Genomic DNA, 20046 nt, shown 5'->3' with positions numbered 1-20046 from the left:
ACTATTGCATCTTTTCTACTCACCATTTCTCACATTGAGGTGACTATGGCTACATTTTCATTACCAGCAACCGCGCTTTATCGAGAAGCCGATCTTGACGCATTCTCATGCAAATCCACCAAAGATATTCCACCGATTGACGAAATTGTTGGTCAAGAAAGGGCTCAGTCTGCGGTTGAGTTTGCGATGTCGATTCGTGAAAAGGGTTACAACATTTATGCCATTGGGCGTAATGGCTTAGGCAAGCGCACCATGATATTGCGCTACTTAAAACGCCATCCTTTTGATCTTCATGAGCTTTATGATTGGTGTTATGTGGCCAATTTTGAGGACATTCGTGTTCCTAAAGTGCTAAAACTGCCAAGGGGCGTGGGGCAAAGTCTGCGCTTGGATCTCGAAAAGTTAATGACTAAATTGCTAAAGGCGATACCGTTAGCTTTTGATAATGAAATGTATTTTTCTCGCGCCGATCGCTTAAAAAATCAATTGGCAAAGAAACAAAGCACCGCGCTTGACGCTTTGACCAAAGAAGCAAAAGAAAAACACATTAGCCTTAGTGTTACTACGCAAGGAGACTATCAGTTTGTCGCTTTAGATGGCGAAGAACCGTATACAGAAGCGGCCTTTGAACTGCTTGATAAAAAGGTTCAAGCGGATTTTGAGAAAACTATTGATAATTTAGAAGTGTCACTGCGTCACATTATTCGTGATTTAACCGAGTGGGAAGAGCAGTACACCGATAAAATACAAAAACTCAATTCGGATGTGACGTTAGATGTATTAGGTCACTTTATCAAAGAGTTGCGCGTGAAATATAAGAAGCACGCTGAGGTAAAACAGCACCTTAATGATCTGCAAGCAGACATCGTGGAAAACGTCGATATTTTTCTTGAAGAAAGCAACGAGCAAGGCGAAATAGCCACCGCTTCTTTAGATAAAAAACTGCCACGTCGATATAAAGTGAATGTATTGGTCTCACAGCCAAAAGACAGTTTGCCGATTATTGTCGAAGAAAGCCCTAACTATCATTCGTTATTTGGCTATGTTGAAACCGCCACATTTAAAGGTACTGTGTTTACCGATTTCTCTTTGATTCGCCCTGGTGCTTTGCATAAAGCCAACGGCGGCGTGTTATTAATGGACGCGGTCAAAGTATTAGAGCAGCCATACGTTTGGGATGGCCTAAAACGCGCACTGCGCGCACGAGAACTTTGTTTAACGGCACTGGAAAAGCAGGTCACTATGACGGGGGCGGTGTCTCTTGATCCACAGCCAATACCGCTGGATGTGAAGATCATTTTGTTTGGTGATTACCGAACCTATCAGCTGTTACAGCATTACGATCCAGAATTTGCAGAGCTATTTCGTGTGACAGCCGATTTTGAAGATGAAATGCAGCGCAACAGTGATTCAGAGCTGCATTATACTCGGTTTATTTCCAGCATTGTGCATGATAACAAACTGCTGCATTGCGATAAAAAAGCCATTGCGAGAATTATTGAACACAGTTCAAGAATGGCAGGCGATCAGAATAAAATCTCCTTACACTCAGCCAATACTGCCAATCTATTGCGCGAAGCCAACTACATCGCAAGAACGGCAAGAGCGAATATTATTCGTGTGAGCCATGTAGAAAAAGCATTGTTAAATCAACTCTCTAGGGTTAGTCGATTACAAGAAAGCGTCATGGAAACCTTCATCAATGGCACCACTTTAATTCATACCGATGGTGAGGCTGTCGGACAGGTTAATGCACTGTCTGTGTTGAGCACGAGCGATCATATGTTTGGCGCGCCAAATCGAATTACCGCCACCACTTCTTATGGGAGCGGTGAAGTGATCGATATTGAACGAAACGTCGACTTGGGGGGCAGTATTCACTCCAAAGGTGTGATGATTTTAACCGCGTATCTGTCTTCGGTATTCGGTAAAACGGCCAAAATACCCCTGACCACTAACATTACTTTTGAGCAATCTTATGGTGGTGTGGACGGTGATAGTGCCAGTATGGCGGAGTTTTGCGCCGTCGTATCGGCATTTTCCAAACAAGCGAATCGCCAAGATATTGCCATCACAGGTTCCATGAATCAGTTTGGTGAAGCACAGCCCATTGGTGGAGTTAATGAGAAAATTGAAGGCTTCTTTGATGTGTGTAAAATCAAAGGTCGTAATAACACTCAAGGCGTGATCATTCCCAAGTCAAACGTACATAATTTAATGCTACGCAAAGACATTGTTGAGGCGGTAGATAAAGGTGAATTTCATATCTGGCCTATTGAGCATGTCACTCAAGCAATTAAGTTATTTACGGGTAAAGAGAGTGGGATTGCCTCTGATGAAGGCAGTTATCCCACAGATACTATTTATGGTATTGCCCAAGCAAAACTTAATGCATTAAGGAAGTAGTTATATGAAATCTGAGGTGAGTAATCCAATGTATACCACCTTTTCAAAGCAATACTCACTGGTGGTAAAAGACAATATTTACAACGCCATGCTAGAAAGACCAACGACTCTGTCGTTGTTGTCGATAAAGCCAGGGGATAAGGTTTTGGATCTAGGCTGCGGGTCGGGTGAATATGCTAAAGAAATTCAATCTCAAGGCGGCATAATGACGTGTATTGATCTTTCTAGTGAGATGATTGAGCTTACAAAGAGTAATGCGCATCCGTTTAAGGCTTACAGCCAAGATCTTAGCATTGGGCTTCCTAATGAAGCAGACAGCAGTTTTGACTGGGTTATTGCGCCTTTAATCATTCACTATATCGAAGATCTTAAGCCCTTATTTAGCGAAGTTAGTCGAGTTTTAAAACCGGATGGGCATTTTGTTTTTTCGACTCATCATCCTATAAACGATTATTCTATTTCACCAAGTGGCAACTATTTCGCGCTAGAACGCATTACAGAGTCGTGGGATACGATAGGTGAACCAGTCCAAGTAAGCTTTTATCGAAGAAGCCTCCAAGACCTATTTTCTGCTATTCAACAGGCAAAAATGACGGTGTGTGAACTGTCGGAAGGAAAGCCATTACCGGATATCGCTAAAATAGATCAAGGTGTGTATGAACGGTTGATAACAGAACCAAGTTTCATTTTTATGAAATGCGGCTCATAATAGTTTCATTATTGAACTAAAATTGTGCATAATTAAGGTTAAAGATTGATTTTTCTTACTAATTTACACAGGAATAACATTCTCGTATTGAGTTAAAGTGTGATTTAGGTCAAAATTGGTGCCTTATAGGCTACTCAAAGCTTCACTGGAGCGTGCATGAAAGTTGTTGATATTCTTAAACACAAACGAGGATCTCTTTCGAGACATCATACGGAGTTTATGGATAGGATGTCTCCCTCTCTTAGAATATATTGGAGTGAATTAGTCAGCCGTGCTCACGCGCAGCATCTATTTCGCCCGTGGGGTAGAGATTTTCAAAAACCTGCAGTTAACGAAGAAGTTGCGAACCCGGCTAAAGATGTCATAGAGATGAAGCCAGCAGCGGAAGCGTTGTATCTGGAGTTATCACAAAAAATTGGCGAAGAACTGCATGTAGGAACTTGGTTTTCTATCGATCAAGAACGTGTTGATGCATTCGGTAAAGTGACAGAAGACATGCAGTGGATTCATACTGATCCTGAACGTGCAGAGCAAGAATCTCCGTTCAAATCAACAATAGCGCATGGCTTTTTAACTTTGGCGTTATTGCCACGCCTATCAGATGCAGTTGATCCTAAAAATCCGCTATTCCCAACGGCCAAAGTGACCGTCAATATGGGAATGAACAGTGTACGTTTCCCGTACCCTGTAAGAGTAGGTAGCAACATTCGTGCTCGCAGTAGTTTAGTGAAAGTGACACCTATTCAAAAAGGCTTAGAGATCACTCGTGAACTAAAGGTAGAGATTGAAGGGGTTCGTCGACCTGCCTGTGTTGCTGAATCAGTAATACGCCTGTATTTCTGAGTGCTTATCATTTCGGCATAGCTCATCACATCATTGATTGAAAAATAGGTTAAGCATTTGCTTAGCCTATTTTTTTGAATTGAGTTTTTGCTGCTTGAGGATGTTAAAGTTTGTCAGTTCTAATAAAGTCTGATCATTTGCATATTGTTTGAATACTTTTTGGTTGTTTCAAGCAATGTGGTGTAGGGGGAGGGAGGTTAAAACACTTTGCCCCATTCCTTGTTTGTAACAGCCAGAAGTTACTCCTATGACTGTCCGATTGCATCACATCTTATGCCGCAGAGTAGCTAGCTAGCTCGAGTATGAGTTAGTTCAATTCAATATCAGTCACCTGAAACCGATAGGCTTGAAATTGATTTCGAGTTTTCATTAGGTATAAAGCTTAATTTGACACTTTTACCATCCACTATCGCATCTAAATCCATATCAAAGTAGGTGCGTTCAAACTCTAATGATTTTAGAATAAGTCCAAAATTGTCAGGCACAAAATCTTTTTTACTAACCTTCAATTCATTTGACCGGCCTTCTTTTTTACTTTCCAATATTTTTTCGTACTCTTCTAAGCTCGTATTGAATTGAAAAGAGTTAATATTGTTACCTAATACAATTTCTTCACCTTCAAGTAAGCTTGAAACGTAAGTCAAGGTATCATACTCTTCTGCAGATAATTCAAAGTAACCATATACTGGTACTGTCAGGTTGAATTTATCTGCTATTTTTTTATAGCAATCAATTATATGAATGAGATTACCAAACTGTTCGAAAAACTTTAACTGTTCTTGATTTTGTTCTCCAATCGACATAGGGCCAATAGCTTCACCTTCTTCAAGTTCCAACCCAATGCTTAAACCGCCCCCGGTTTGAAGTACTTCTTTTGCCATTAAAAGCTTATTGAAAAAAGGCAATCTATTAATACTTTTGCCATCCCATAAAGATGTGCTAATAACATAGTTGCATGTTACTTTAGGAGTTTGAGTGTCTACGAGATCGTAAAAACACGATACCTTAATCAACTTGTTAAACGCAAAAGCTTCAAATTTAAGGCCATTTTTCAAATTAATCTGCTTACCTTTAAAGCTTCCAAGGTAGACTTGATTTGAATGTGACATTGCATAAAGATCAACCGTTATCTTTGTAGAGCTTGGCTGTATAGTTAATTCTCTACCTCCTCTTTCGTCATTACCTAATGCCTCTAATAATTTTGAACCTGTAAACTTAAAACTGTCACTGGATAGTTTGACTGGTTTACCTGTCTCTCTCATCTCCTGAAGATTAGCCTGAAATACTTCCCCATCAGATTTATTTATTGATATGGCGAAGCTAGCGTCACTTGTTAGAGGTATAATATTTCGAAGCGTTGCTCCATTGACTACATTAGTCTGAACAGAAAACCTACTATCTAACTGGTTAAGGTGATCGTCAATAAAGCCAACCATCTTAGATGGTACACCCGCAGAGAAAATAGAACCTTTACCAGATACATAATCTAAAGTGTTTTTTAAAGCTTTTGACTCAATTTCTTCTTTAGGAAGAAGTTGCTTACCAATATTTTCCCTAGCGTAAGCTAAGGTTTGGCTCTTCCAATCATGTAAGAGTTCTTCAGAATAGGAGTCATCATCAACATCAATAAGCCTAGAACACGTAGTGCAAAGCCAAATACCATTATCATAATGTTTTCTCTCAGCTTCTGTTTGTTCTAGCTTGTAACGAGGCCCTCCGGGTGCAGCCGCACATATATGGGCCGCGACTCCTACATTCGATGACGAACACCCATCAATTTTAGATGCCATAGTAAGAACTCGACAGTCAGGTTTTGAACATAAATTCGCGACATTCTCTCTTAATAAGCGTTTAGTTGTATCAAGAAAGTCATGTCTTTTATGGTTTGGAGCCATCCACTACAACCTATGAAATTTAAAATGAAGAAACAGCCACACTTTATCCCTTAAGTGTATAAAGGAAAAGTATATTAATTGTGTAGTGGGTGACCGAAACTGGTCATCAATTTGTAGGCGATTCACGTGATTTGGAGTAGCTGACGTTATCCGACGGTCCAGATCTTCGTAACGCATTTTTGTCCAAAAGCTTGCTAGAGATTGATCAATCTTTATTGTAACTTCCAACGTCTTGTTGGTAGTAATTGTTCTCAGAAATGATCAAGCTCCAGCTTTTTATTGGCTGACAATAGCTTGAAAAGACACCGTTTTCTATTGTTCACCGACATTCATGAATTGCTTAGATAGCGCTATTGCCCACGTTTGTACGGCGTGTAGCCTTGGTTTTCAATAATTGAACGTGCTTCGCTAGAGTTAACATATTTGGCAAATTCTAGAGCTGACTTATCGTTTAAATCTTGGTGATGAAAAATCAAAAATGGACGAGCGAGTTCGTATTTTTTGTTCACTAAGTTAATCGAATTAGGTACAACACCATCAAAGTTTAATGGTTTAACTGAAGCATCAATCGAACCCATACTAATAAAGCCGATTGCTTGTTGATTGTAGCTGATCAGGGTTTTCATCATGCTGTTAGTGCTCACCACTAACGCGGTTGGGCTAATGGTGGATACGCGGCGATCATTGAGCACGCGAGTCAGGCCCACTTGATCTTCAAAAGCATAACGAGAGCCTGATGAGGTTTCGCGGGTCACAACTGCAATCGAACGATCGTTACCGCCAAGCTCTTTCCAGTTAGTGATCTCACCGGTATAAATTTTATAAAGCTGTTCGCGGGTAATATTGGTAATGTCATTTTGTTGGTTGACCACAACGGCAAGCCCATCGTAAGCAAACTGGGTCACGACCAAGTTGTCTTTATACTCACGTTCGGTCAGTAGGCGAGAGCTCATACCAATTTGTGCAACATCGTTTTTAACTAAGGCTATGCCTGCGGTTGATCCCACACCTTGAACGGCAATAAATGTGTCTTTGTGAGACTGATTAAAGTTCTCTGCCAAAATATCCATTACTCGAGCGACTGAGGTCGAGCCGCTGACATTAACTTGAGCTGCTTGTACATTTGCTACACTCAATATCAGGCAGGTGAGTGCCGTGATAATCACTTTAAACATAACTGTCCTTCTTCAAACTACAATTGGTATTTATATCGCCACAGAATAAGACGATTGTGTTACAAGCCTGTGACACTGATGGATATTCTCGTTTATTATGTAAACTATGCTGAGTTTTGTTTGTTGGTGAGTGACCGATAGAAAAATTGTGAGGTATTTATGGCGTTATCTGAGATTGAGCGACATCAAATGGTTAAATTGGCTGATGGTGCATGCCACTCACGCAATAACAATGTGTGTGTGGATTTAGGTAAAGCTGAATTTGCAGAGTTAGATAACGGAATCGAGTTTTATCAAACACGTTTTAAGCTCGATTCTAGTCAAGCTGACCATCGTTATTTAGTGGCTAAAGTGGTTTTATGTGAGGGTTTGTGGACTTTGCTTGTGGCGCACCGAGACCATTACGAAATGTTTGAAGGATGGCATACTCACCCTGAAATCAAACGCCTTGGAAATCAATTGCATCAATTGATAGAGGAAGTAGAGCACGACTCCCAAGGGTTGATTTGGTAATACTATTCGAAGATATAACCTTCGGGAACGACAACAATGCCTTGTTCTGAAATTGTAAATCGTTCGCTGTCTTTTTCGCTATCGTAGCCAATTTTAGTACCATTTGGCACTATTACGTGTTTATCGATAATGCAGTTTCTTAGCTCACAGTGTTCGCCTATTTTTACTTCATCAAATAGGATGCTATTCATTATGGTTGCGCCATCATCGACTTTAACGTTAGCCGACAAGATGGAACGCTGCACAGATCCGCCACTAATCACGACACCGTTTGCGACAATAGAGTTAATGGAAATGCCTTGATTTCCGGTAACAGATGGAACCGTTCGTGATGGTGGACGTTGAGGCTCATAGGTGCGAATGCCCCAATCTTTTTGATAGAGATCGATAGGAGGAACGGGATCTAATAAATCCATGTTGGCCTGATAAACCGAATCGATAGTGCCAACATCTCTCCAGTAAGTATCTTGTGTTACTCGTCCTTCTTCACTACCAAAGCGATAAGCGTAAACACCCTGAGTATCAATGAGTTTAGGGATAATATCGTGGCCGAAATCATGACTTGAAGTATCAATAGGGGCATCACACTCAAGTGCTTCAACAAGTGCGTCCATCGAAAAAATATAGATGCCCATCGAAGCTAAACTTTTACTTGGGTCGTCAGCAAGTGTTGGTGGATCAGATGGTTTTTCTAAAAATGAAATAATGCGTTTATCGGCATCGGTATTCATAACGCCAAATGCGCTGGCCTCTTCTACTGGGACATCCATACAAGCGATCGTTAAGGCTGCGCCGGTTTTCTTATGTTGCTCAAGCATTGGCTTGTAATCCATACGGTAAATATGATCACCCGATAGCACCACTACGTGCTTTGCTTCACTACGAGACAATAACCAAAGGTTTTGATAAATAGCATCGGCTGTGCCTTCATACCAAGCATCACCTTTGCGCATTTGCGGGGGAACAGCAGTAATATATTCCCCAAGTTCAGGATTAAAAATTGACCAACCATCACGCAAGTGCTTTTGTAAGGAGTGGGATTTATATTGAGTAAGCACTAATAATCGACGTAGACCAGAATGCAGGCAGTTGCTCAATGTGAAATCAATGATGCGGTACTTACCACCAAAGGGAACAGCCGGTTTTGCTCTATCTTGAGTCAAAGGCGCGAGACGAGAGCCCATTCCTCCAGCCAAAATGACGGTTAATGTATCTTGCATGACAACACTTCCTTGTTATGTTTGGGGATTACTATCACCATGCAATAACTGCACCAAAACTTAAGGCTATGTTTATTAAGATATTTTGAAGTGTGAATAGAGTGCTTGCACCTTATTATGAGTCATTATAATGCATTTGTTTCATATTGGTGCAGAAGGCGAGGTGTAGTGAGAATAGGGTGGGTGTAACCGCGCCGCTTACTTGCTTAAAAATGGGGCAGAACGAAACATCAATTTTTATTTAAGATAAAGGCTATTCAATAAAAAAGGTTGCCTAATAGCGGCAACCTTTATCTTTTTCATCGAGCTGTGATTATGCTTTTACTTTCCAAGCAATCGTTTCTCCGCCTTTAATTGGCACAACGATATCTTGTCCAAAGGGCATTGTTTCCGCTACAGGCCATTCTTCTTTGACTAAAGTGACGGTATCGCTATTGCGTGGCAGATTGTAAAAATCAGGACCGTTATGGCTGGCAAATGCTTCTAGGTTATCCAGTTTGCCTTCTGCTTCAAATACTTCCGCGTAAAGTTCTACAGCTGCGTGCGCAGTGTAAGATCCAGCGCAGCCACAAGCCGTTTCTTTACGACCTTTTGCGTGAGGGGCAGAATCCGTACCAATAAAGAACTTCTTATTGCCACTAGTTGCTGCTTCTACTAACGCTTTCTGGTGAGTGTTGCGCTTTAGGATAGGTAAGCAGTAAAAGTGAGGGCGAATGCCGCCTGCTAACATATGGTTGCGGTTATACATTAGGTGGTGCGCTGTAATTGTTGCAGCAACATTGTCGTTAGCGTTTCTTACAAACTCAACTGCATCAGCGGTTGTAATGTGCTCTAGAACGATTTTAAGATTTGGAAAATCGTTAACGATAGGCGCAAGAACGGTGTCTAAAAACTGTTTTTCACGGTCAAAAATATCAACATCGTGAGAGGTCACTTCACCATGAATCAGCAGTAAGATACCTTGTTTTTCCATCTCTTCGAGAACAGGATAAACTTTCTTCGCGTCAGTCACACCAGAATCAGAGTTGGTAGTTGCACCAGCAGGATAAAGCTTACAAGCGACGACTTGACCAGAAGCTTTGGCTTCTTGGATATCTTCTTTAGTGGTGTTATCAGTAAGGTAAAGAGACATCAGCGGAGTAAAAGTATCACTGTGGTTATGCTCATTGATGCGATCAAGGTAAGCAACAGCCAGTTTTGTATTGGTGGTTGGCGGAACGGTATTTGGCATCACTAGAGCGCGACCATTGTAGCGACTAATATCTCGCACTGTGTCTTTAAGTACGTCGCCATCTCTAAGATGTACGTGCCAGTCATCAGGGCGTGTAATGGTTAAGTTGGTCATAAATCTGCTCCCGCCAAAAATAGTGAAATTGTCTAAGAAGAAATCGAGTCTGTGGTATGGTAGTCACGTCACGCAATCGATTACTTGAATGCGGGCGAATAATAACGAAAATGCTACAAGATTGCATTAACATTGAGAGAGTTAGAGGTATAAAGTGAAGGATTTAGCTCAATTATCGGGTATTAATGTTTATCCCGTAAAATCAACGTCTGGTATTGCTCAATCACGAGCTTGGGTGAGTTTAGAGGGCATCAGTTTTGACCGCCGTTTTGTTGTAGCTGATCTTGAAGGAAGAATGATCACTGCGCGTAAATTCCCTAATATGGTGACCATAAAAAGCACTTTGTTACCTGATGGCATTGTATTAACCGCCCCTGGCATGGATAGCTTACGTCTTTGCATTGCAGATTTTCAGCGCAATGAATTTGAGTGCAAAATCTGGAGCGATCGCTTTATTGCCTATACCACAACAGAGCAAGCCAATGCTTGGTTCTCTAAAGCCATCGGCTCACAAGCACAATTATTATATTGTGGCGAAGAGTCAAACCGCTACCGCGAAAAACTGGACACCCATGTTAGTTTTGCCGATGGTTACCCGCTATTAGTGATTTCACAAGGTTCTTTAGATGAGTTGAACCGAAGAGCATCGTCCCCTCAAACTATGTCTCAATTCAGAACCAATCTTGTCGTTGAAGGCATAGAAGCCTTTGCCGAAGACAGCTGGGAAAAAATTGCTATTGGAGAAGTGGAGTTTCAGGTAGGTAAAGCTTGTCAGCGCTGTGTGTTAACCTCGGTTAACCCAAGCACAGGTGAAAAGATGATAAATCAAGAACCTACCGCCACCTTATCTAAATTCCGCGCCAATGAAAAAGGTGCCATCTTCTTTGGCATGAATCTGGTAGCGCTAAATGAAGGGGTGATTGAAGTAGGTGATGAGTTGCGAGTTTTAGAAACCCGCACTCCGATTACCTACCCAGATACAACTTGTCTAGATACTCATAAATAACTTTTTATTCTGATGGGCATTGTATCAAATCGATAGAGTGTCCATATCCTTTTGGCTTTTTAACTCAAGCCACCCATATTGAATCAAGCATATAGCTACTCAATATGTGTTACTCGTTAACAAGATATAATTGATTTACATAATGAGGAGAGGAAAGCTAGAATTACTGTTGGTTCTGGGTTTAACCTTCTGTTTTTATTGTAAATAATCAAAATTAAAACGTGAAATTCTATCTGTAATTTAATACAGACTGTTATCTACGAAAAGTGGTTAAGTGAGCTACCTTACACTGAAATATCGGCAACAAGTTGAAAAGTGCCGCCGCCGTTTTTCTAAGTGTTTACAGTAGTCGGTCAGTTCTTCAATGTTTCCTACCGGACCATGAAATAGATAGCCAAACTTGTTGATAAGTTGTAACCAGTTGCCATGAGGGATATTCATTTTTGTCAGTATTTTTTCACTTTTCTCGCTAATACTACCTTGCTTATCATTGCGAAGAATTCGTCCAGTTTCATCGACTAGTTCTAAATAATCATTCAACGAAAAAGAGATACCCTTAGGCTGATTCTGCTGTTCATTACCAACAAAAGGTAAAAGAGCTTTAGGTTGCTGATGGTTTAAAGCTGCCCGTATACGAAGTTGAATACTCGTATGATTTGATTGTTCTAGTGTATGAGCCATTTTTGCTCGAATAGGATTTAAATCGACATAAGCCATACAAGTCAGAAGGGCTGCATCATCAAGAAGTGCTTGTGACTTAAAGCGCCCTTCCCAAAATCGACCAGAGCAGTTATCTTCTTGATTTGCTTGTCTTGCAATAGGCTCATTTAGGCAGCGCATAAACCAACTAATGTCGCATAATCGACTTCGGTAAGTTGCGATAATGTGCTTTAATTGACCCACTTCATATGCTTCAATTAGTTTGCCACTTGCGAATCGATGAGTAAGTTCATTGCCTTTGAATAACAAGTGCCAGTGCTCAATAACCTCCCGATCAGTCCAACCATTTACACTATCAACGTCTATATGCAAAATCACATGCAAGTGATTAGACATAATAGCAAATGCGGCAATATCAATTGCAAAAACAGATTCTAGTTTGATGAGTAATGATTCAACCCATTGACGGCGATGGTCATAATTCTTTCCAGAATAAGGGTCATCACCACATAGAAAAGCACGTCTAACAACACGACTACAGCAGTGATAGTAGGGAGTATCTTCGATACTAATTTGAGTTCTGCGAGGGCTTGGCATTGTCATATCCCCAAATAGCTAACTGTGCTGTTAGTTTAGTTGAAAAGCGGATTTTTGCTTATAGCTTTGGATGTCTGATATAAAATGGTGTCTGGTATAAAATGTTGGGTGTCTAGTATACAAGGGTGATTCATAGGAGACATATTTGTGCTTCTTTGCGTGACTTATTGCTAATTTATTGCAACAAAGGATAATGTCGACATTCTCATTATTTGAGCATTTTTTAGTATGCGTTTAGACAAATTTGTTTGTAAAAGTACTCAGTTAACGAAGCTGGAAGCGATTGCCCATATTCATTCTGGTAAGGTGCGAGTGAATGGGAATGTGGAAATTGGTGAAAGCACCCAGGTACATGAAAATAATACAGTGTGCTTAAATGATGATGAGTTAATTGCTAGGCCATTTCGTTATATTTTACTGCATAAACCCGCAGGGACGATTTGCTCAAATATAGATGAAGCCTATCCTTCTTTATTTAACTACTTGCAAATGGAAAATGTATCAGAGTTGCATATTGCAGGTCGTCTTGATGCCGATACGACAGGTATGGTTTTAATTACCGATGATGGGCGCTGGTCATTTAACATTACTAGACCAATTAGCCATTGCAAAAAAGTGTATCAAGTGACTTTATCAAAGGAAATCACGGACGATGTTGCAATACAATTTAAAAATGGCATAAAAATGCAGGGTGAGAACAAATTAACTTTACCCGCGAGTTTAGTTGTAATTAATTCAAAAGAAGTATTATTAACCATTACTGAAGGGAAATTTCACCAAGTTAAGCGGATGTTTTCTGCTGTAGGTAATAGAGTTGTTTCTCTGCATAGAGTTGCTATTGGTGCTGTTTCTTTAGATATAGAAGTGGGGCAGTGGCGTTATTTAACGGAATTAGAAATTAACTCATTTATTAAATAATTGAGACTAAATTAATTAGTATTACCCAATATAAATCAGATTAAATAAAAATGGCGCTCACATTGTGAGCGCCATTTATCGTTTTGGTTTACGTCAGTAAAAAATTATTTACCTTGGTAAGTGTCGTGAGATGCATCAAGTTTGTAGAAAGTAGCTTGAGCATAGTCATCTAGGTCGCCGCTGATGTTTTGGTTGTAAACACCTGCTTTGAAGTACATGTAACGACCGCCTTCATCATAACCACTGTCGCTCATATCAACAACTTGAACAACGTCGTCATGGCCTTCACGAGATAGCGTAACTGTCATAGTGTTAGCAACAACTTTGATTTGGTAGCTGAATACTTCGCCTAGAGCGATACCAGTATCACCAACTTCAGCAGTCATGCCACCTACTAGAGGGAAGAAATCTTCTTTAGTTGCGCCTTGGCTTTCGTGTGCAAAGTAAACCGCACCAGTTGCTTGGTTTGGAAGCTTGCGGTAGTAAAGACGAATTGGCTCATCGTTTTTATCGTGGATTTGACCAATGATAAAGCGACCTACTTCGTTAGCATTACCAGTAGTAGTAGCGTGGTCGATTTTTAGTGTTGCGTTAAGAACACCATCGATGCCGCCAGCTGCTTTTTGGTCTGCAACAGGAGCTGAGCTGAATACCCAGTTGTTTTTGTTCACGCCTTGAGTAGGGATAGATTGATCACCACGACGCAACATTTCACGAAGCTCTGTACGAGCGTATTTAGTGTTTTCTGAAGTACGAACACCTTTCACGTATGATTTAAATACCATACCGCCGTCGTCAGCTGTGTAGAATACTTCTGGGTGTTGGTAACCGTTTGCTAGGTTCCACTCAGAAACGTTGTCTGGCTTGCCGTTTTTGTCATGGTCAAATGGTTGAGATAGGTACCAGTAAGACATGTCAAAGTTTTCACCTGGTGCGTTAGTTGCAAGAGGTGTTGCAGGTAGAGCTGGCGTTGCAGGAAGCTCAGTACGTAGACATGCTACTGTAGTTTCACAAGGGTAAACGGCTTTTTCACCGAAGTTACCTTTACGTAGGTCTTTACGTGCTTGTTTACGTGCTTTCTCTGCTGCTTTCATGTCTGCAATCATTGTCTGCTCAGCAGCAACAACTGCTGGAGTAATGATTTGGTTAGCAGGACATGCGTTGATGTTACAGTTAACAGCAGCTAGTTCAGTTACACTGTTCCAACCGTTTTTAGTGTTACCGTGACCAACGTATTTTACGAAACGTGCTTTAGCAGCTGGCTCGAACTGGAAGCGTTCCAAACCAATTGCTTGACCTGAACTTACTTGGTCTTTTAGTACAGTTGTCCAGTTTTCACCGTCAACAGATACTTGAATATCAAAGCGAGTTTGACGCTGGTTACCTTTACTGAATGCTGCTTGAACTGCGTCAAATTCCTGAACTGAACCGTAGTCCAATGTCGCTGACTCGCCGTCACCAGCTGAAGACCAACGAGTTGTTAGGTCTTGGTCAAATAAACGATCTGGTCCGTTACCATCGTGGCTAGAAGCCGTGATAGCAACAGGAGTCAGTAAAGCTACGCCTGTTTCTTTGTTGTTGCTAAATTGAGGTGCTGTTGTAGTACAACCAACCGCTAGTAAGACAGATGTAGCTAAGATGCTTTTTAGATATATATGTTTCATTTACCATTCACCTAGTTATATATAAATCAACGATATTACTTGTAATATGAAAACAGTTTTATCGTTGCTTTGTTAATGTAGAAATTAATTAAAATTTCATTTCTACACCTTTGAAGCTTTATAAAGACAGGAGTTACCAATCTTTTCTGAAGCTAAGAATACATAATTTAATAATACAATTGTAATAATTGATTAATAATTGGGATCGAGATCTAATTGAGTGACTTTAATAGTGATCTATCTCTAAATTACTAAAGCTAACGTCAAATATTTCACCAGAGTACTCAGGTTTAAATTGGGGATAGATACCCGCTTTAAAGTAGAAAGCAATATCAGAGTTAGTCCAATCATCGGATAGAACAACAGTATCGCCATCTTTATCTTTATAATTTTCTCCCCAAGGGATAGAACGAACTACAGCGTTGTCACCATTAGCATCAAAAGTAGCAAGGTAGATGCCATCGTTATCTGCACGAATAGTGTATGACCACTCTTCACCTGTTGCGTACGTTCCAAGCTCTACGCTGAAGTTTTCACAGCTATCACAGTCATTATTACCAGTTTCGTAGTTATCGTTTAAAATAACGCGAACTGGTCGGCTATCGCCTTCCCATAATAGCTTGACCAAAGCCTGGCTGATTTTCCAACCATGAATTTGCCCTAGTACCACTTTTGGTTGGCTCATGTCTGGATGATCTTCAATTTTTAACGTGGCATGTAGTTCATGAACAGAAGTATCGGTTCTCGAGTCATTTAAGTACCAACTGGTATCGGTATCACTACTGCTGCAATCTGGGTTATTAGAGCTGATGTAAAGCTCACGAAGTTCAGAGCGAATGTAGCTTGAATTTTCTGTAGATGAGCCATAACCCATGTCGGCTCTAAAATGCATGCGTCCATCTTCGACAGAAAAATAGTCAATATCATAGGTGCTGTCGTAAATAGGATCATCGTTATTGAGTTCACCTTTAGATGAATCATCACAACGCTCTGGCATTAATTCTGCAGCCGTTGTCCCACCAGACCCATACCAGTCATCTTTACTAGCAGGGATAGTGATCTTCCAACTGTCAATATTCCAACTGCCAGTAGTCCCATCAGAAGGGGGCTGAGGATCAGAGCCTTCAGGTGGCTGTGGCACCGTCTCTCCTGGAGAGCTGTTGTCATTGTCATTACCGGTATTGCTACCGCCGTCACTACTATTACCGCAACCGCTCAATAACGCAGAAGTAAAGGCTAAAATCAGAGCTGTTCTTTTCATATTCTTTCGTGTTCACTTGTTTACAGGTATGCACGAATCATTGTATTTGTACTATTTTATGTCAATTTGTAGGAGTAGAAACTGTGAACTAATACGGGTTGAATCTGTGATCCTGTGAGCGTGCTCTTAACATTTATTTAGAAAAGATGATGTGTTTTTAGATGAGGAAAGGTCAGTAAAAGGAAGAGAATAGAGTAGGGAATAGGCCGAATAGAGATTCGGCCTTATGGAATAATATGCAAAACTATCTGTTTAGTTTTGATTCACGTTTCACGAGTTCCAGTTCAAATTCATCAGGGTATAGCACAATGCCTTCGCCTTCTTGATCGGGGAAAACAACTAAAGATAATTCATCATCTTCCAAACCGTGTGTCCAACGGCTTTTCCATTTAGCCAGAGAAATAGGCTCTGCGGTAAATCCTTCCCATTCACCGGTTGCCCACTGTAGCGCATGTTCTTGGCTAGGCCATACTGGAACGCAATCTTCATCCTCTGTATTGAGCATGACACTGCCGTGCTCATCTATTAATAGCCAGATTTTTTTGTCTGTTACTGCTGCTTTAAAAAAAAGATTAAAACGTTCAGATGGGTCTTGTGGGACATTAGGAGTAGTTGCAGAGTTCATTCAAAGCCTTGGAATGTGTAGTTTCAGAGTCCGTATTATAACGTTTTTTATGCTCATTTGTTTAAAATGTCTTTTATAAGTTCGAAATAGCAGTGACTAAAGATTTTGAATAGATATCGATGGTTGAGAAACTAGGTGTGTATGTTGTGAGCATGACTTGAGTGGCTATTATTCGCTTGGTGAATGACTGAGCCCGTGCCGTCCGTTATTCTTTGCAGAAATATGATCTTACTCACAGATTTGGTGAGGTGAGACGATAAGAATAAGTGTTAACATTTTAAGTAATACAATACGACAAAGAGTAAGGCGTAATGATGAACTTTAAAACATTGAGCACTTCAAAAGGTAAGAGATTAGCTCTTAGTGCTATCACTACTTTTGTAACTGCATTAACTATGAGTGCTGGTGCATACGCGGCGGCTAAGGCTCCTGCACAGAAAGCTCCATCAGATAATTTTGACCTACAAGGTTGGTCTATCAGTGTTCCTGTTGATTCAGATGGCAACGGTAAATCAGATCAAATTAAAGAGAACGAACTAGCAAAAGGCTACTCTGACTCTCAGTTTTTCTACCTAGCTGAAGATGGCGGCATGGTGTTTAACGCGCCAATTTCTGGTGCTAAAACATCTAAAAACACTCATTACACTCGTTCAGAACTACGTGAAATGATGCGTCGCGGTAACACTAACTTCAACACTAAAGGTGTTGGCGGTAACAACTGGGTATTCTCTAGCGCGCCTAAAGCTGACCAAAAAGCAGCTGGTGGTGTAGACGGTACACTTGAAGCAACTCTTGCTGTTAACCACGTAACGACAACAGGTGAAAACTGGCAGGTTGGTCGTGTGATCATCGGTCAAATTCATGCTAACAACAACGAACCAATTCGTTTGTACTACAGAAAATTGCCTCAAAATAAAACAGGTTCAATTTACTTCGCTCATGAACCACGTAAAGAGTTCGGTAAAGAAACTTGGCACAACATGATTGGTGATTCTCTACCAAACTACTGGCACCAAGATGTTAAAGGTACTGAACCTGCAGACGGTATCGCACTTAATGAGAAATTCAGCTACCGCATCAATGTTACTGGTAATGACCTTACAGTAACGGTTATGCGTGACGGTAAAGATGACATCGTTAAAACAGTTGATATGTCTAAAAGTGGCTACGGTGAAGGCGGTCAATACATGTTCTTCAAAGCGGGCGTTTACAACCAAAACAAATCTGGTGAAGCAGACGATTACGCTCAAGCAACTTTCTACGACCTAAAAGTAACTCACTAATCTGAGATTATTTAGGATATAGCGATAATACTATCGTTAGGAAATGCCAATTAGCCCTCACCATGTGAGGGCTTTTTTGTACTTCATATTTATGTTTTATCCCACTCAATAGTTAACGAAATAAATCGAACTCCCTTCGCTTCTATTGCTTTTGTGAATAACATTCAGTGAAATTTAGGAATAACGCATATTCCTAAACAATAGATAAATTCTATTAATATCTATGTCGTATTCATCACAAGAAGCGAAAACCAATGTCAGTTGCATCTTTACCGCCAGCCAATAATGGCAAAGGACAACGAATTGCTAGGAGCATTACTTTAGTTCTCTCATATCTACTCAAAGCCGCTATTGTTTTTGGCATTGTTGCCGGAGCATCCATAGCTTTGTCATTTATGGGAAGTATTCATGGGACTGATTTACCTCCTGAATATTTCAGCAACGGGCATTCGAGTATCATCAAATTGTTAGATTCTGAAGTCTTTATGGGTTTTATCTTCTTTGTCACAGTCTCTGTCGTGGTCTATGTACTGTACTTACTGTGGCAATTACATGAGGTTGCTGTTCATAAAGCATCAAGAATGTCGAGTGCGCATACGCAGATTGTTTTCGCATTATCGTTATGCGGTTTATTCATCGACAAGACCTGGTGGGTTTTGGCAATTATCATCGCATTTACTCGCTGGGATGCAATTGGAGAGTCGTTCTCAAAAGTGATTGGTAATGGTTTGTCGCATAACAAAAATTCTAAAACATCACAGGAGTAAGTCATGAAAGAGATTATGTTGCCTTATATCCTAATTTGCTGGATTTTAGTCAAAGTTGGTTTTGTAAAGTGGAGTCTAAAAAGTGCCACTATCATGATCAGCACTGGAATAATGATCGCGATGTCACTATTTATAGCGCACCGTTTTTGGTCCCCTGCAGATTTGACAGACAGTACAACCGTTAAAGCGCCGCATGCAGTGCTAAGTCCACTATTTGGTCAAGAAGTGGATGAAGTCTATGTCACACATAACCAGGTAGTGAAAAAGGGTGATTTGATTTATACCCTTCGCTCGGAAGATACCGAGTCACAAATAGAAAGCTTACAAGCACAGAAAAAAGCCAGTGAAGCGGAGATCCTTTCTTTAAGGCATCAACAAAAAAATGATCAGCGAACACTAGGCCGTTTAGAAAAATTAAAGGATTTTGCACAAGAATCTGAACGAGATGATACTCGTACGCAAATTGAAACGGCTGAAGCTAAAATTGCGGCAGCTCACGCACAAATAATGAACATTGAAGCTCAGATGGCAACGGCAGAATGGCAAAATGATCGCCGAGAAGTTCGAGCGCCTTTTGATGGACAATTGTCGATTACCAATATTACCAACGGTACTCGCACCGGTAACATGCATCTATATTCTACGGATAAAAAATTCGTTGAAATGCGCATTCCTGAGCAAAGTTATCGTGGCATTAAAATTGGTCAATTTGCCGAGTTTTATGTGGATGCTTTTCCTGGAGAGATCTTTAGAGGACGTGTACACAGTGTGACCACCGGTACCGGTGAGGCTCAAGTTCAGATTCGTCAAGGTAGTCAGCATGTAAGACAGCATGTGGGAAACAATACCAATAATCATGGCCGTACTATCGTTATCGAATTTAACGAACCAGAAGGGTATAACATCCCAATTGGCTCTACCGGCTCTGGCTGGGTCTCCGCTGATAAACCACACCCAATGTTAGGTTTTATGGATATCATTGGTGCTGCGACTGTTCGCTTGAAAGCCTATAAAGCTTATTTGTCAGCAATTTAAGTGAGCGTTTAAATTTGAGCTATCGTCTTAAGTTATAATCACTAATACATAACTACTAATACATAGCAATAATCAATAACAAAGCCCAATCAGCAAAATCTAACGTGAGTTAGCCATTGATGAT

15 protein-coding genes and 2 pseudogenes are annotated in these 20046 nt (G+C 40.6%); 9 read left to right on the top strand and 8 right to left on the bottom strand.

Features of this window, described 5'->3' with window-relative positions; genetic code table 11:
* Window positions 1-45 precede the first annotated feature (45 nt).
* From A9260_RS13030 to A9260_RS13020, 3 genes are all read left to right on the top strand, one after another.
* The gene (locus A9260_RS13030; RefSeq protein WP_068699633.1) at window positions 46-2406 is read left to right on the top strand and encodes a Lon protease family protein; all 2361 of its coding nucleotides are present in this window, start codon (window positions 46-48) and stop codon (window positions 2404-2406) included.
* A 16-nt stretch (window positions 2407-2422) separates the two neighbouring features.
* On the top strand, window positions 2423-3115 hold the full coding sequence (locus tag A9260_RS13025) for a class I SAM-dependent methyltransferase (protein ID WP_068699750.1): 693 nt from the start codon (window positions 2423-2425) through the stop codon (window positions 3113-3115).
* A 156-nt stretch (window positions 3116-3271) separates the two neighbouring features.
* Window positions 3272-3958 carry a MaoC family dehydratase gene (locus A9260_RS13020; protein WP_068699631.1) on the top strand — a complete coding sequence of 229 codons (687 nt, stop codon included), beginning with the start codon at window positions 3272-3274 and terminating at the stop codon, window positions 3956-3958.
* Window positions 3959-4281: 323 nt separating this feature from the next.
* On the opposite strand, the gene A9260_RS13015 is transcribed toward A9260_RS13020, so the two are convergent.
* A complete protein-coding gene (locus tag A9260_RS13015; RefSeq protein ID WP_068699629.1) occupies window positions 4282-5853 on the bottom strand; it encodes an HNH endonuclease in 1572 nt (523 codons plus the stop codon).
* 350 nt (window positions 5854-6203) lie between these two features.
* Window positions 6204-7028 carry a phosphate ABC transporter substrate-binding protein gene (locus A9260_RS13010; protein WP_068699628.1) on the bottom strand — a complete coding sequence of 275 codons (825 nt, stop codon included), beginning with the start codon at window positions 7026-7028 and terminating at the stop codon, window positions 6204-6206.
* Between the two features lie 159 nt (window positions 7029-7187).
* Between A9260_RS13010 and A9260_RS13005 the strand changes: the two genes are divergently transcribed.
* On the top strand, window positions 7188-7541 hold the full coding sequence (locus tag A9260_RS13005; RefSeq protein ID WP_068699626.1) for a DUF3024 domain-containing protein: 354 nt from the start codon (window positions 7188-7190) through the stop codon (window positions 7539-7541).
* A gap of 2 nt (window positions 7542-7543) precedes the next feature.
* Here A9260_RS13005 and glgC read toward each other — a convergent pair whose 3' ends face one another.
* On the bottom strand, window positions 7544-8761 hold the full coding sequence (glgC, locus tag A9260_RS13000) for a glucose-1-phosphate adenylyltransferase (protein ID WP_068699624.1): 1218 nt from the start codon (window positions 8759-8761) through the stop codon (window positions 7544-7546).
* Between the two features lie 313 nt (window positions 8762-9074).
* Window positions 9075-10106, bottom strand: coding sequence for a dihydroorotase (gene pyrC / locus A9260_RS12995; protein ID WP_068699622.1), 1032 nt, complete (start codon window positions 10104-10106; stop codon window positions 9075-9077).
* A 154-nt stretch (window positions 10107-10260) separates the two neighbouring features.
* Between pyrC and A9260_RS12990 the strand changes: the two genes are divergently transcribed.
* The gene (locus tag A9260_RS12990) at window positions 10261-11112 is read left to right on the top strand and encodes an MOSC domain-containing protein (RefSeq protein ID WP_068699620.1); all 852 of its coding nucleotides are present in this window, start codon (window positions 10261-10263) and stop codon (window positions 11110-11112) included.
* 279 nt (window positions 11113-11391) lie between these two features.
* On the opposite strand, the gene A9260_RS12985 is transcribed toward A9260_RS12990, so the two are convergent.
* Window positions 11392-12369, bottom strand: a complete 978-nt coding sequence (locus tag A9260_RS12985) for a transposase (RefSeq protein WP_068699618.1) — start codon at window positions 12367-12369, stop codon at window positions 11392-11394.
* A 228-nt stretch (window positions 12370-12597) separates the two neighbouring features.
* On the opposite strand from A9260_RS12985, the gene A9260_RS12980 reads away from it, so the two are divergent.
* The gene (locus tag A9260_RS12980) at window positions 12598-13287 is read left to right on the top strand and encodes a pseudouridine synthase (protein WP_068699616.1); all 690 of its coding nucleotides are present in this window, start codon (window positions 12598-12600) and stop codon (window positions 13285-13287) included.
* A gap of 104 nt (window positions 13288-13391) precedes the next feature.
* Here the strand turns inward: A9260_RS12980 and A9260_RS12975 are convergent, their stop codons facing one another.
* The 3 genes and pseudogenes from A9260_RS12975 to A9260_RS12965 form a co-directional block, all read right to left on the bottom strand.
* Window positions 13392-14951: a polysaccharide lyase family 7 protein gene (locus tag A9260_RS12975; protein WP_068699614.1), complete on the bottom strand. Its 1560-nt coding sequence runs from the start codon at window positions 14949-14951 to the stop codon at window positions 13392-13394.
* Between the two features lie 226 nt (window positions 14952-15177).
* A pseudogene (locus A9260_RS12970) lies at window positions 15178-16041 on the bottom strand (polysaccharide lyase family 7 protein); the annotation flags it as partial.
* Window positions 16042-16456: 415 nt separating this feature from the next.
* The gene (locus A9260_RS12965; protein WP_068699611.1) at window positions 16457-16837 is read right to left on the bottom strand and encodes a DUF2750 domain-containing protein; all 381 of its coding nucleotides are present in this window, start codon (window positions 16835-16837) and stop codon (window positions 16457-16459) included.
* A 443-nt stretch (window positions 16838-17280) separates the two neighbouring features.
* Between A9260_RS12965 and A9260_RS12960 the strand changes: the two are divergent.
* From A9260_RS12960 to A9260_RS12950, 3 genes and pseudogenes are all read left to right on the top strand, one after another.
* Window positions 17281-18120, top strand: a pseudogene (locus A9260_RS12960) (polysaccharide lyase family 7 protein); the annotation flags it as partial.
* A 254-nt stretch (window positions 18121-18374) separates the two neighbouring features.
* A complete protein-coding gene (locus A9260_RS12955) occupies window positions 18375-18887 on the top strand; it encodes a magnesium transporter (protein WP_068699607.1) in 513 nt (170 codons plus the stop codon).
* 3 nt (window positions 18888-18890) lie between these two features.
* Window positions 18891-19922, top strand: a complete 1032-nt coding sequence (locus tag A9260_RS12950; protein WP_068699605.1) for an HlyD family secretion protein — start codon at window positions 18891-18893, stop codon at window positions 19920-19922.
* The last annotated feature ends 124 nt before the right edge of the window (window positions 19923-20046 follow it).

It is taken from the genome of Vibrio sp. UCD-FRSSP16_30, from assembly GCF_001676025.1.
In the GTDB taxonomy this organism is placed as follows: Bacteria; Pseudomonadota; Gammaproteobacteria; order Enterobacterales; family Vibrionaceae; genus Vibrio.
The sequence above is the reverse complement of the archived record's forward strand: the minus strand, read 5'-3'. Positions and strand labels throughout refer to the sequence as shown.

Coding starts and splice junctions, on each gene's coding strand:
- A9260_RS12975 (WP_068699614.1), bottom strand. CDS start 14,951: ATGAAACATATATATCTAAAAAGCATCTTAGCTACATCTGTCTTACTA.
- A9260_RS13005 (WP_068699626.1), top strand. CDS start 7,188: ATGGCGTTATCTGAGATTGAGCGACATCAAATGGTTAAATTGGCTGAT.
- A9260_RS13015 (WP_068699629.1), bottom strand. CDS start 5,853: ATGGCTCCAAACCATAAAAGACATGACTTTCTTGATACAACTAAACGC.
- A9260_RS13010 (WP_068699628.1), bottom strand. CDS start 7,028: ATGTTTAAAGTGATTATCACGGCACTCACCTGCCTGATATTGAGTGTA.
- A9260_RS12950 (WP_068699605.1), top strand. CDS start 18,891: ATGAAAGAGATTATGTTGCCTTATATCCTAATTTGCTGGATTTTAGTC.
- glgC (WP_068699624.1), bottom strand. CDS start 8,761: ATGCAAGATACATTAACCGTCATTTTGGCTGGAGGAATGGGCTCTCGT.
- A9260_RS12955 (WP_068699607.1), top strand. CDS start 18,375: ATGTCAGTTGCATCTTTACCGCCAGCCAATAATGGCAAAGGACAACGA.
- A9260_RS12985 (WP_068699618.1), bottom strand. CDS start 12,369: ATGCCAAGCCCTCGCAGAACTCAAATTAGTATCGAAGATACTCCCTAC.
- A9260_RS12965 (WP_068699611.1), bottom strand. CDS start 16,837: ATGAACTCTGCAACTACTCCTAATGTCCCACAAGACCCATCTGAACGT.
- A9260_RS13020 (WP_068699631.1), top strand. CDS start 3,272: ATGAAAGTTGTTGATATTCTTAAACACAAACGAGGATCTCTTTCGAGA.
- pyrC (WP_068699622.1), bottom strand. CDS start 10,106: ATGACCAACTTAACCATTACACGCCCTGATGACTGGCACGTACATCTT.
- A9260_RS12980 (WP_068699616.1), top strand. CDS start 12,598: ATGCGTTTAGACAAATTTGTTTGTAAAAGTACTCAGTTAACGAAGCTG.
- A9260_RS13030 (WP_068699633.1), top strand. CDS start 46: ATGGCTACATTTTCATTACCAGCAACCGCGCTTTATCGAGAAGCCGAT.